Raw genomic sequence first — 13,407 nt, forward strand, 5'->3', positions numbered from 1 at the left:
GGAGCGCGGCGGATCGCTTCTGGCGGGCGCATGCGGCCGATCTTCACAATGCAACAGCGCTGTCACGCGCCGGACCTAAGATCGGGAACGGTGCATGACGAAAGGCCGCCCGCCGACCCCCGCGGGCTTTGACAGGAGCGAAGACGATGACGAAGAAGACGCCATCCACGAGTTTTGACCAGAGTGCTGCGGCCAATGCGCGCGCGACGGCCAAAACGCGCAAATTCGCCTCCGGGCTGCCGAAAAAGCAAGGCCTCTACGATCCGCGCAACGAACATGATGCCTGTGGTGTCGGCTTCGTTGCGCATATGAAGGGTCAGAAGTCGCATCAGATCGTCAAGGACGGTCTCTTCATTCTCGAAAACCTGACGCACCGCGGTGCCGTTGGCGCTGATCCGCTGATGGGCGACGGCGCGGGCATTCTGGTGCAGATTCCTGATCGCTTCTTCCGTGAAGAGATGGCCAAGCAGGGCATCACCCTGCCGAAGGCTGGCGAATACGGCGTCGGCCACATCTTCATGCCGCGCGACGAAGCGCAGATCGAGCATTTCAAGAAGGTGATCAAGGATGTCATCACCGAGGAAGGTCAGGTTCTGATCGGCTTCCGCGATGTGCCGGTCGACAACTCGTCGCTCTCCAAGGCGCCCGAGATCGCCGCCACGGAGCCGCATCACGTTCAGATCTTCATCGGCGCCGGCGAAGATGCCGCGACGAACGACGAGTTCGAGCGCCGGCTGTTCACGCTCCGCAAGGTGATCTCGAACCGCATCTATGACGAGTTCGATGGCGAGGAGAGCAATTTCTATCCCGTCTCGCTGTCGTCGGCGACGATTGTCTACAAGGGCATGTTCCTGGCCTATCAGGTCGGTGCCTACTACAAGGATCTGGCGGACCCGCGCTTTGAGAGCGCCGTCGCCCTCGTGCACCAGCGCTTCTCGACCAACACCTTCCCGTCCTGGAAGCTGGCGCATCCGTACCGCATGGTTGCCCATAACGGCGAAATCAACACGCTGCGTTCCAACGTCAATTGGATGGCGGCGCGTCAGGCCTCGGTGTCCTCGCCACTGTTCGGCGACGATATCTCCAAGCTCTGGCCAATCTCCTACGAGGGCCAGTCGGATACGGCCTGTTTTGATAACGCGCTCGAGTTCCTGGTGCGCGGCGGCTATTCCATGGCGCATGCCGTGATGATGCTGATCCCGGAAGCCTGGGCTGGAAACCAGTCGATGGCTGCCGAGCGCAAGGCATTCTACGAATACCACGCGGCGCTGATGGAGCCGTGGGACGGCCCGGCTGCCGTCGCCTTTACCGATGGCAAGCAGATCGGCGCGACGCTCGACCGCAACGGCCTGCGTCCGGCGCGCTACCTCGTGACCAACGACGATCGTATCATCCTTGCTTCGGAAGCCGGTACGCTGCCGGTTCCGGAAGAGGACATCGTTCAGAAGTGGCGCCTGCAGCCCGGCAAGATGCTACTGATCGACATGGAAAAGGGCCGGATCGTTTCCGACGAGGAAGTGAAGTCCGAGCTTGCAACCAAGCATCCCTATCGCAGCTGGCTCGACCGTACGCAGCTGATCCTCGAAGACCTGAAGCCGGTGGAGCCGCGCGCGCTGCGCCGCGACGTCTCGCTGCTGAACCGCCAGCAGGCCTTCGGCTACACGACCGAAGACACCAAGATCCTGATGTCGCCGATGGCGACCACGGGTCAGGAAGCCGTCGGCTCGATGGGAACCGATACGCCGATTTCGGCAATGTCGGAAAAGTCGAAGCTGCTCTACACCTATTTCAAGCAGAACTTCGCGCAGGTCACCAACCCGCCGATCGATCCGATCCGCGAAGAACTGGTCATGAGCCTCGTGTCGTTCATCGGCCCGCGTCCGAACCTGCTCGACCATACAGGCATGGCGAATGCCAAGCGCCTCGAAGTGCGCCAGCCGATCCTGACCAACGGCGATCTCGAGAAGATCCGCTCGATCGGCCACACGGAAGACCGCTTCGACACCAAGACGCTCGACTTCACCTATGATGTCGAGCGTGGCGCCGAAGGCATGCCCGAGATGCTCGACCGCCTCTGTGAGCGTGCCGAAGCGGCCGTCAAGGGCGGTTACAACATCATCGTGCTGTCGGACCGTCAGCTCGGCCCCGACCGCATCGCCATCCCGGCGCTGCTGGCGACCGCTGCTGTCCACCATCACCTGATCCGCAAGGGTCTGCGAACCTCTGTCGGCATCGTCGTCGAGACCGGCGAGCCGCGCGAAGTACACCATTTCTGCCTGCTCGCAGGCTACGGTGCCGAGGCGATCAATCCTTATCTCGCTTTCGATACGCTGCTCGACATGCATGCCAAGGGCGAGTTCCCGAAGGAAGTCGATGCCTCGGAAGTCGTCTATCGCTACATCAAGGCTGTCGGTAAGGGCATCCTGAAGGTCATGTCGAAGATGGGCATCTCGACCTACCAGTCCTATTGCGGCGGCCAGATCTTCGATGCGATCGGTCTGCAGCAGGAACTGGTCGACAAGTATTTCTTCGGCACGGCAACGATGATCGAAGGTGTCGATCTCTCGGCCATCGCCGAAGAAACCGTTGCCCGCCATACATCGGCTTTCGGCAAGGATCCGCTGCTGGCGACGACGCTCGATATCGGTGGCGAATATGCCTACCGCATGCGTGGCGAAAGCCATGCCTGGACGCCGGATGCCGTTGCCACGCTTCAGCATGCTGTTCGCGGCAATGCCGAGGACCGCTACCGCGAGTTCGCCGAAATGGTGAACACGTCGGCGCTGCGCATGAACACGATCCGGGGCCTCTTCAACATCAAGAGCGCGGAGCAGCTTGGCCGCACGCCGGTTTCCGTTGATGAGGTCGAGCCTGCGATCGATATCGTCAAGCGCTTCTCGACGGGCGCCATGTCCTTCGGCTCGATCAGCCGCGAGGCGCATACAACGCTGGCGATCGCCATGAACAAGATCGGCGGAAAGTCGAATACCGGCGAGGGTGGCGAAGAGAGCGACCGCTACATGCCGCTGCCAGACGGTTCGTCGAACCCGGAACGCTCGGCCATCAAGCAGATCGCCTCGGGACGCTTCGGTGTGACCACCGAGTACCTCGTCAATGCCGACATGCTGCAGATCAAGGTCGCTCAGGGCGCCAAGCCCGGCGAAGGCGGTCAGCTGCCCGGCCACAAGGTCGATGCGACGGTTGCCAAGACCCGCCACTCCACCCCGGGTGTCGGCCTGATTTCGCCGCCACCGCACCACGACATCTATTCGATCGAAGATCTGGCACAGCTGATCTACGACCTGAAGAACGTCAACCCGACGTCCGACGTGTCGGTCAAGCTTGTCTCGGAAGTCGGCGTCGGCACGGTTGCGGCCGGTGTTGCCAAGGCGCGTGCCGACCACATCACGGTCTCGGGCTTCGATGGCGGTACGGGCGCATCGCCGCTGACGTCGCTGAAGCATGCGGGTTCGCCCTGGGAAATCGGCCTTGCTGAAACACAGCAGACGCTGGTGCTGAACGGTCTGCGCTCACGTATCGCCCTACAGGTCGATGGTGGCCTGAAGACCGGCCGCGATGTCATCATCGGCGCTCTTCTCGGTGCCGACGAGTTCGGCTTCGCGACCGCGCCGCTGATCGCCGCCGGCTGCATCATGATGCGCAAGTGCCATTTGAACACCTGTCCGGTTGGCGTTGCGACGCAGGATCCGGTCCTGCGCAAGCGCTTCAAGGGCACGCCTGAGCACGTCATCAACTACTTCTTCTTCGTCGCCAACGAAGTGCGCGAGATACTCGCCTCGCTCGGCTTCACCAAGCTCGACGATATCGTCGGCGCTTCGGAGCTGCTGGAGAAGGACGAGATGCTGGCGCACTGGAAGGCCAAGGGTCTCGATTTCAGCCGCATCTTCCACAAGGTCGAAGCCGCCAAGGAAGAGACCTACTGGACCACCCGCCAGAAGCATCCGATCGACGATATCCTCGACCGCAAGCTGATCGAGCAGGCGGAGCCGGCTCTCTCCTCGAAGACCCCGGTTGCCTTCGAAGTCGATATCAAGAACGTCGACCGTTCGGCAGGCGCGATGCTGTCGGGCGAAGTCGCCAAGCGTTATAACCATCGCGGCCTGAAGGAAGACACGATCAACGTGACGCTTCGCGGCACGGCCGGACAATCGTTCGGCGCGTTCCTGGCCCGCGGCATCACCTTCAACCTGATCGGCGACGGCAACGACTATGTCGGTAAGGGGCTTTCGGGCGGCAAGATCATCGTTCGTCCGCCGGAGAATTCGAAGATCGTTGCGGAAGATTCGATCATCGTCGGCAACACCGTTCTCTACGGCGCGACCGAGGGCGAGTGCTACTTCCGCGGTGTGGCCGGCGAGCGCTTTGCTGTCCGTAACTCGGGTGCGATCGCCATCGTCGAAGGCGTGGGCGACCACGGCTGCGAATACATGACCGGCGGCGTTGTCGTCGTGCTCGGCGCAACGGGCCGCAACTTCGCGGCCGGCATGTCCGGTGGCGTGGCTTACGTTCTCGACGAGATCGGCGATTTCGCCAAGCGCTGCAACATGGCGATGGTCGAACTCGAGCCGGTTCCGGAAGAGGACGACATGATGGAGAAGCTGCATCATCACGGCGGCGATCTGGCGCACAAGGGACGTGTCGACGTCTCCGGTGACATGACCCGGCACGACGAGGAGCGTCTTTATCAGCTGATCTCCAACCATCTGCACTACACGGGCTCGACCCGCGCCAAGCAGATCCTGGACGGCTGGGCCGACTACCGCCCGAAATTCCGCAAGGTCATGCCGGTCGAGTACCGTCGTGCGCTTGAGGAAATGGAGCGCGCCCGGATGGGTATCGCTGCGGAGTAATGCTCTTGAATCGCTAGGTCCAAAACTGCTCTGACGAGGGGCAATGAGATACCGGAAAGGACGCTGATGAAAAGTCGATGGTCACTGTTCCACTCTGTCTCATCTTTATGCCTCGCCGTCGCAGTTAGCGCCGGGACATCCTTTCTCGGCGGCGACCTGAGAACCGAATTTATAGCCCTGGGTGCGGTCGTGGGACTCGCCTACTGGTATTGGGGACCTCTGGGTCTTGGGCTTTGAGATGATGAGGGACGAAAATATGGGTAAGGTTACAGGCTTTCTGGAAATCGACCGGCAGGTTGCGAAGTATCAGCCGGCGTCGGATCGTATCCGGCATTTCCGCGAATTCACCATCCCGATGTCTGACCCGGAAGTGCAGAAGCAGGCAGCCCGCTGCATGGACTGTGGCATCCCCTATTGTCATGGCCCGACCGGCTGCCCTGTACATAACCAGATCCCGGACTGGAACGATCTCGTCTACAACAACAACTGGGAAGCAGCGATCCAGAACCTGCATTCCACCAACAACTTCCCCGAATTCACTGGCCGCGTCTGCCCCGCGCCTTGCGAGGAAGCGTGCACGCTGAACCTCGAAGATACGCCTGTGGCGATCAAGACGGTCGAACAGGCGATCGCCGACAAGGCTTACGAGCTCGGTTTCATCCGTCCGCAGCCGGCAACGGTTCACACCGGCAAGAAGGTTGCGATCATCGGTTCGGGTCCGGCCGGCATGGCGGCTGCCCAGCAGCTCGGCCGCGCTGGTCACGAGGTTCATCTCTATGAGCGCGAGAGCAAGGCTGGCGGCCTGCTGCGCTATGGCATCCCTGACTTCAAGATGGAGAAGAACTTCATTGACCGCCGCGTCGAGCAGATGAAGGGCGAGGGTGTCACCTTCCATTGCGGCGTCAATGTCGGCGTCGACGTGACAGTCGAGCAGCTCCTGGCAGATCATGACGCGGTGCTCTATTGCGGCGGTTCGGAGACCCCACGCGAGGCCGGTATTCCGGGCACGGATTTCGCAGGCGTTCATGACGCGATGCCTTATCTCGTGCAGCAGAACAAGCGCGTCGGCCGCGAGAATATCGACAGCGTCGGCTGGCAGGCGGATCCGATCCTTGCCGGTGCAAAGCATGTGGTCGTCGTCGGTGGTGGCGATACTGCGTCGGACTGCGTCGGCACAGCGTTCCGCCAGGGCGCCGTCAAGGTGACCCAGCTCGACATCCGCCCGCAGCCGCCGGAAAAGGAAGACAAGCTCGCCGTCTGGCCATTCTGGGCCACGAAGATGCGCACCTCGTCGTCGCAGGCCGAAGGCGCTGTCCGCGAATTCCAGGTCGCAACGCTCGAATTCGTCGGCGAAGACGGGGTGCTGACCGGTGTGAAGTGCTGCGAAGTCGACGAGCGCCGCAAGCCGGTTCCCGGTACGGAGTTCGTGATCAAGGCTGATCTCGCCTTCATCGCTATCGGCTTCCGCGGCCCGTTCACCGACAGCGTGCTCAAGGAACTCGACGGCAAGCTGACGCTGAACACCGACCGCCGCGGCTCGACCAACGTCGTTGCCAACGACAAGGACTACAAGACCTCGGTCGACAAGTTCTGGACCGCCGGCGACGTGCGCCGTGGACAGTCGCTGGTCGTCTGGGCAATCCGCGAAGGCCGTCAGGCCGCGCGCGCGATCGACGAAGCGCTGATGGGCTCGACGGTTCTGCCGCGTTGATCGGAAGCCTGATCTGAAAGACAAGGGCCGCTTTTGCGGCCCTTTTTATTTTGCGGAAACCTGCTTCGGTTCTTTGGCGGCGGGAAGCCTGTAGTCATCGACCCGGCCGGCGGGTGCCTGTTCGACCATGCCGTCCTGCACCAGAATGTCGCGTGGCGATTTCGTCAGCGATATCGGCGGTGCCTTGGCGCCGAGCAGTTCGGATCCGCCGTCGAGATTGGGATCGGAGAGGCTGATCGGCTGCGTGTGCGGCGCGTTCGGTTCGGGCAGGCCGAGGCTTGGCAGGTTGCTGGTATCGAGGCGCACCAGGTCCGGGCTTGCCTGGGTGCCGAGAATGCGGCGGGCCGGTTTCTCGACATAGAAGGCAACCTTGCGGCGTCCGGCCTGCGTCAGGTTGATGCCGTCAGAGGTGCGCAGGCGGACCTGCTGGCCGTTGATATCCGAACCGGTGACGATGAACTCGCCACCCTCGTTGACGAAGCCGTCCCAGATATCGACGAACTCGCCGCCGGCACTTTCGATCTGCTTGCGGAACAGCTGGTTCATCTGCACGGCATCCGCCGTCATCGAATCCGAATCGAAGGCCGGGAGACCGACCCAAAGTAGCGGGATCTTACGGCTTGTCACTTCCTTGCCGAAATTCAGCACACGCTTCTGGTATTCGGCATACCATGCGTCTGTCCGGAATTTTTCCTTGGTGCCGTTGATCGCCATCTGCTGGCGGTCGTTGGCGCCGATCATCACGACGACGATGGCGGGTTTCACCTCGTCCATCATCTTCAGCAGCTGTTCGGGCCAATCGTAGTAGTCGTCGCGGACAAGGCCTGACGAAACATTGCCGCGAGCATCGATGACGACGCCGGGAGAGGTCTTGAAGGCTTCAGTCATGCCGTCGCCGAGGCCGCTTGCCAGAAAGTCGCCGACGATCAGGATCTTCTGGGCATTTTCCTGCTTCTGAACGACGTCCTCATCGGGCACGGGTGCCACAGCCTTCGGCGCAGCCGCTGCCTTGGGCGGCGCAGTGCGCTTCTTCTGCGGGCGGGGCCGCTGAACATCGGGCGCAGGCGGATATTCCTCTTCGACGGCGCGGCGGCCGAGAAAGAAATCGAGGATCGAGCGGCGCTGATAACGCTCCTGGGCGCCGGCAAAATGGACAGGCGCAGTCACACCGAACGACAGCACCAACGCAGCCGTCAGCAGCGTTCGTCCGCCGAGTTTCCGCTTGTGATCAGACTTCCGCATGGTCATGCCCCGCATCTCGCGCCATTTTCGCATGGAGTGGGCGCAATCGTCCACTCACAACGCGATTTGTGCCGCGGATTCTTCCTGTTAGCGCCGCAGCGCGTTCAGAAGAGGAAGCGAAGGCTCGCCATCCGTCTGCATGCCGAGACGCTGTTGGACTGCCGAAATGGCGGCTTTCGATCCGGAGCCGAAATTGCCATCGACTTCACCGTCATAATAGCCGAGCGTCTTCAGACGGGTCTGGAGCTCGAACTTTTCCTTCACATCAAGCGTACCATCTGGCCGCGGCCAGCGCTGCTTAATGCCGCCATAGCCGGCGATCTCATCGGCAAGCAGACCGACGGCGAGAGCATAGCTGTCGGAAGCGTTGTATTTCTTGATGGTGAAGAAGTTCGAGGTCATCAGGAAGCCGGGGCCACCCGGGCCGCCCGGCATTTTCAGCTGCGCCTTGGTCGAAGCATCCTTGAAGCTTTTGCCATTCGGACGGGTCAGGCCCATCGCTGCCCATTGCGCCAACGTGTGGGTCTTGCCTGCCTGCTTGGCAGCACTTGCGGGAACCTGGACTTCGTAGCCCCAGGTCTTGCCTGTGTCCCAGCCATTTTTGGCCAAGAGGTTGGCCGAAGTCGCCAATGCGTCCGGAACCGAATTCCAGATGTCGCGATGGCCATTGCCATCGGCATCGACGGCGTAGAGCAGATAGCTGGTCGGGATGAATTGCGTATGGCCCATGGCGCCGGCCCAGGAACCGGTCATGCCGTCGGCGGAGATATCGCCATTTTGCAGAATCTTGAGTGCTGCGATGAGCTGCTTCTGGGCAAATTTCGCCCGGCGCTCGTCGGCATAGGCAAGCGTTGCCAGTGCGCGCGGCACGTAATGCAGGCGGTCGTCCTTGGCGAGCACGGCGCCGTAATTCGATTCCATCGACCAGATGGCGAGAATGATCGTCTTGTCGACGCCGAAATGGCGCTCGATGGCGTTCAGGGTCGAGGCGTGCTTTGCGGCCATTTTGCGGCCGATCTCGACTGTGTAGGGGTTAACCCGGGAATCCACATAGTCCCAAATCTTGGTGGTGAATTCCGGCTGAAAAGCCGCCTTTTCAAGGACTGTAGGGTCAGGTTCGCTCACACCCGCGAAGGCTTTGCGGTACGTTGCCTTGCTGATGCCATTTTGCGCGGCAGTTTGATAAAAGTCCGCGATCCACTTTTGGAACCGCTGGTCGGCGGCTGCGTTATGCGGAGCCAATCCGGCGGAAGCGGTCACAACGAGGGCGAAAGCAAGACCACGAAGGGAGTATTTGTGATTTTTGGTCATCGGCAGTCCGTATCCGTCATCTCTGTTACAAGTGCGGCGGAGGGGCATTCCGTCCGGACCCGAGACTACCGGAACGAAGTCAACAAATTCTTTACCATGACAACGTCTTCCCGTCATCATTTGTAAAACAGTAGCGAATTTAGCTTAATTCACCCCAAATAGCTTGAGTTCAAAGCGATAAGCCCCCCAGGAGGTTCTACGTGACGCAGCAGAAAAAGGTTCGTAAGGCGGTATTCCCGGTCGCAGGTCTTGGAACGCGGTTCCTTCCGGCAACCAAAGCCGTTCCGAAGGAAATGCTGACCGTCGTCGATAAACCGATCATTCAGTATGTGGTCGACGAGGCGCTGGAAGCGGGTATCGAGCATTTCGTGTTCGTCACCGGCCGCAACAAGCACATCATCGAAGACTATTTCGACATCCATTTCGAGCTGGAGCAGACGCTGCGCGAGCGCAGCAAGAAAGCCGAGATGACGCTGCTCGCCGGCCAGCTGCCGAAGGCTGGTACCGTCAGCTTCACCCGCCAGCAGGAGCCGCTCGGCCTCGGCCACGCCGTCTGGTGCGCCCGCGAGATCGTCGGCGACGAGCCTTTCGCGCTGCTGCTCCCCGATATGATCATGAAGGCCGAGGGCAAGGGCTGCATGAAGGGGATGATCGATCTCTATGCCCAGAGCGGCGGCAACATCATCGCCGTCGAAGAATGCGAGCCGGATCAGACGCACAAATACGGCATCGTCGGTGTCGGCGAGGCGATCGGTGAAGGCTTCCGCATCACCGGCATGGTCGAAAAGCCCGCCAAGGGCACAGCACCGTCGAACTTCTTCATCAACGGCCGCTACATCCTGCAGCCGGAGGTCTTCAAGATCCTGGAGACCCAGGAGCGCGGCGCGGGCAACGAAATCCAGCTGACCGACGGCATGCTGAAGCTTCTGACGTCGCAGGATTTCGCGGGATATCACTTCAAGGGAACGACCTATGACTGCGGCGCCAAGGATGGTTTCATCCTTGCCAACGTCGCCTTCGCGCTCGACCGCGCGGATATCCGCCCGACCGTCGAAGACGGCTTCAAGGCTCTGCTGAAGGGTCTTTGAGACCTAGCGTTTCAGCCGCAAACCGACACCGGCTCGCCATTGCTGCGAGTCGGTGCCTTCATCCCGCGTCGTCAGCTCGTAGCCGATAGTGCTCGTCAGATCGAGATAGCGGTTGATGTTCCAGATGAGACCGGCACTCGTCGTATAGACGGTCTCGTCGCTGGTTGCGCCCGACGGATAGTCGCGCAACGTCACTCCACCCAGAACCGTTGCCTGCAGGTTGTCGCGCAGCTGATGCGTGATCGTCGTCGTCAAGGCGTGTGAGACATAGCCGCTCAGCCCCGGCGTCGTGGAAGGCTGGATGCTGGTCTGCAGGTCGAAATTGACATTGGTACCGCGCAGCGGCGACCAGAGGATATTGGCGTCGACAGTCGCCGTATCGATCGAGGCCAGGCGGTCGTCGTCGAAACTTGCGGTTTCGTATCCGGCGCTGACTTCGCCTCTGAGCTTCTCGCCGAGATCGACCTGCACGCCGGCCTTGGCGCCGTAGCTGTTGCCGGAGCGGGCGTAGCCTGAGCTGTCGCGGGTCTCGTCGTAGGCGGTCTTGCCTACAGTGCCCTCAATGAAGGGGATGAGTGCCGGGGAGAGCTCGTAGCCGATGCGGGCGCGGAAGGTGCCGGCGGTCTGGTCGCGGTCGCTGAGGGAAACGTCCGTGCCGTTGGCGAGCGTCACGTCGGAATAGATGGTCCTGACGACATCGAGTTCGGTGGTGCCGCGCAGCACGCCGAAGTCGCGCTCGATTGAGGCGCCGGTGCTGAATTCCTGAACATTCGACTGCTTGCTGGCATCGGAGATGGCGTTCGGATCGTCGGTGTCCTCGCGGTAGAAGCGGTAGCCGCCCTTCAGATGCGCGACCGTATCCTCCGGCAGATCGAGGCGCAGATCGCCGTCGATCTGGAAGGAGGGCTGCTCTTCGCCTTCGCCGCTGATATTCTGCTGCCAGCTGCCCTGGCTGGTGACGGTCAGCTGGTGCAGCGCCCAGTCGGAGGTGAGTGTCGCGTTGCCATCGGTCTGCAGGAAGCCGCGGCTTTCCTTGGTGCCGTTTTCCTTGGTCGTCTCGGTATTGATCGACTGCGTAATCGACGGGCGCAGGATGAAGGTGCCGACGCGGATGCCGTCGGTATCCTTCTCGGTCAACGCATCGTCGGCCTTGCGCGGCAGACGGCGTTCGTCGATAGCCGGTTCGCGGGTGTTGAGGCGGCGCATGTCCTCGTCGAGGATCGAGCCTGTCGTCTCGTCGCTCGGCTGCTGATCGCCTGATGCCGTCGTGGATGACGTGCCGTTCTGCTGGGCGGCGCCGGTCTGGGTGCCGGTTGCGGTGCCATCGGGGGAGGGCACGCCGGGCTGGCCCGGATCCGGGACACCATCGCCATCCAGGTCTGCCGCCTGTGTCTGCTGGTCGCCGGTGTTGCCGCCGGAAGAATATTGGGAGGAGGATGGGTAGGTAGATGTGCCGCTGCCGTAGCTCTGCGCCGATTGGGCGAACGCGGACTGCGGCAGTGCTGCGGCGGCCAGGAGAACGGCAGACACGGCAAAGCGCGTCGCACGGAGCGGCGTCAAACTGCTCGTATCACGTTCCTTGCCCATTCAGAATCCGCGTGTGGCATGCTTCAACTCGTTACCTGAAAGTAAAACGTCATAGTTAATCATTCGTTTAGACTGGTGCCTTCGCGCCGTCGTTTCGACCGAGACAGCAATAGACAGCCACAGTGAAAAGCGCTAACGCAGGCTCATGATGAGGAAAGCTGTCAATCTGGCCGAGAACAGTGTGCTGGAATCCGCGAAGCGGACCATCACGACGGAGCGGCGCGGTCTCGAGGCGCTCGAGCGCGCACTCGACAACGGGCTTTCCGGCCCATTCTCCCAAGCGGTCGAAACGATCGGCGGCATCAGTGGCCGGGTGATCGTGACGGGCGTCGGCAAGAGCGGCCATATCGGCGCCAAGCTTGCCGCGACATTCGCCTCGACAGGAACGCCTGCCTTCTTCGTACACGCCGCCGAAGCCAATCACGGCGATCTCGGGATGATTGCCAGGGACGATCTGGTTCTGGCGATCTCCAAGGGCGGCGAGAGTGCCGAGCTTCGTAGCATCATCTCCTATACGCGCCGGTTTTCGATCCCGCTGATCTCGATCACCTGCGGTGCGGAATCGTCACTCGCCAAGGCCTCGGATGTTGTGCTTCTCGTTCCGAACGAGGAGGAAGCCTGCCCGAACGGTCTCGCGCCGACGACCTCTACACTGATGCAGCTGGCAGTCGGCGATGCAGTGGCGGTAGCGCTGCTTGAGGCGCGCGGGTTCACGGCGCGCGATTTCCATGTGTTTCACCCGGGCGGGAAACTCGGCGCCAGCCTGGCGCATGTTGGCGACATCATGCACACCGGCGAGCGCGTGCCGCTGGTGCCGCAGGGGACGCCGGTGCCGGACGCGATTCAGGTGCTGTCGCGCAAGCATTTTGGCTGTGTCGGCGTTCTCGATCAGGACGGCCGGCTTTGCGGCATCGTGACCGAAGGGGACATGGCGCGCAATCTTACGCGCAACCTCGCGGAACTTGTTGTCGACGACATCATGACGCGGACGCCGAAGGTGGTGAAGCCGTCAGTGCTGGCCACGGCAGCTCTCGCACTGCTCAACAAGCACCATATCGGCGCGCTGATCGTCGTCGATGACGACAACCGGCCGGTCGGGCTCATCCATTTCCACGATCTGCTGCGGATCGGCGTCGCCTGATCAGGCGGCCTCGACCGTGAGGTCGCGGCCGTTGCTCGCGACGACCTTGACGCGGGTGCCGACCGGAAGGTCGGGCCCCATGACTTGCCATATCGTATCGTCGAGACGAATCCGGCCGCGTCCCTCGCGGATCGGCTCGGCCAGCGTTGCCGTGCGGCCGACGAGGCTCGCGCCGCGCTGATTGAGGAAGGGCTCGTCCGTTGCGTCGTGGCGCAGCGTCAGCTTACGGCCAACGAAAGTTGTCGCCACGGCAAAGGCCGCGAAAAGGATCAGTTGCACTTCCCAGACCCAGAAGCCTGCGTCCCATAGGAGAAGCGAAAGGACGCCGACGGCGAGCGCCGCAAGCCCGATCCAGACGAGGAAGAAGCCGGGCACGATCATTTCGGCGGCCAGCAGGATCAGACCGATCACCCACCAGCTCCACGGGCCAAGCTCTGCAACGATGCGTGCCAGCAT

Annotated in this window: 8 protein-coding genes; 4 read left to right on the forward strand and 4 right to left on the reverse strand. The window is 61.7% G+C overall.

Features of this window, described 5'->3' with window-relative positions; genetic code table 11:
- The first annotated feature begins 146 nt into the window (after positions 1 to 146).
- Together gltB and J2X43_RS21655 are read left to right on the forward strand one after the other, a co-directional pair.
- Positions 147 to 4,871 carry a glutamate synthase large subunit gene (gene gltB / locus J2X43_RS21650; protein WP_310297118.1) on the forward strand — a complete coding sequence of 1,575 codons (4,725 nt, stop codon included), beginning with the start codon at positions 147 to 149 and terminating at the stop codon, positions 4,869 to 4,871.
- A gap of 256 nt (positions 4,872 to 5,127) precedes the next feature.
- Entirely contained in the window at positions 5,128 to 6,582 is a 1,455-nt protein-coding gene (locus J2X43_RS21655) for a glutamate synthase subunit beta (RefSeq protein ID WP_112385534.1), read from the forward strand.
- Between the two features lie 45 nt (positions 6,583 to 6,627).
- On the opposite strand, the gene J2X43_RS21660 is transcribed toward J2X43_RS21655, so the two are convergent.
- Positions 6,628 to 7,824 (reverse strand): DUF459 domain-containing protein, encoded by a 1,197-nt coding sequence (locus J2X43_RS21660; RefSeq protein ID WP_405049629.1) that lies wholly within the window; start codon positions 7,822 to 7,824, stop codon positions 6,628 to 6,630.
- A gap of 87 nt (positions 7,825 to 7,911) precedes the next feature.
- Positions 7,912 to 9,135, reverse strand: coding sequence for a lytic murein transglycosylase (locus J2X43_RS21665; protein WP_310297125.1), 1,224 nt, complete (start codon positions 9,133 to 9,135; stop codon positions 7,912 to 7,914).
- Between the two features lie 200 nt (positions 9,136 to 9,335).
- On the opposite strand from J2X43_RS21665, the gene galU reads away from it, so the two are divergent.
- A complete protein-coding gene (gene galU, locus J2X43_RS21670) occupies positions 9,336 to 10,223 on the forward strand; it encodes a UTP--glucose-1-phosphate uridylyltransferase GalU (protein ID WP_112385532.1) in 888 nt (295 codons plus the stop codon).
- Between the two features lie 3 nt (positions 10,224 to 10,226).
- Here the strand turns inward: galU and J2X43_RS21675 are convergent, their stop codons facing one another.
- Positions 10,227 to 11,810 carry an outer membrane beta-barrel protein gene (locus tag J2X43_RS21675; RefSeq protein WP_310297130.1) on the reverse strand — a complete coding sequence of 528 codons (1,584 nt, stop codon included), beginning with the start codon at positions 11,808 to 11,810 and terminating at the stop codon, positions 10,227 to 10,229.
- Between the two features lie 145 nt (positions 11,811 to 11,955).
- Between J2X43_RS21675 and J2X43_RS21680 the strand changes: the two genes are divergently transcribed.
- Positions 11,956 to 12,951, forward strand: coding sequence for an SIS domain-containing protein (locus J2X43_RS21680; protein ID WP_112385530.1), 996 nt, complete (start codon positions 11,956 to 11,958; stop codon positions 12,949 to 12,951).
- On the opposite strand, the gene J2X43_RS21685 is transcribed toward J2X43_RS21680, so the two are convergent.
- Positions 12,952 to 13,407, reverse strand: a complete 456-nt coding sequence (locus tag J2X43_RS21685; RefSeq protein ID WP_112385529.1) for an NfeD family protein — start codon at positions 13,405 to 13,407, stop codon at positions 12,952 to 12,954.

The organism is Rhizobium sp. BE258 (genome assembly GCF_031457345.1).
Taxonomy (GTDB): domain Bacteria; phylum Pseudomonadota; class Alphaproteobacteria; order Rhizobiales; family Rhizobiaceae; genus Rhizobium.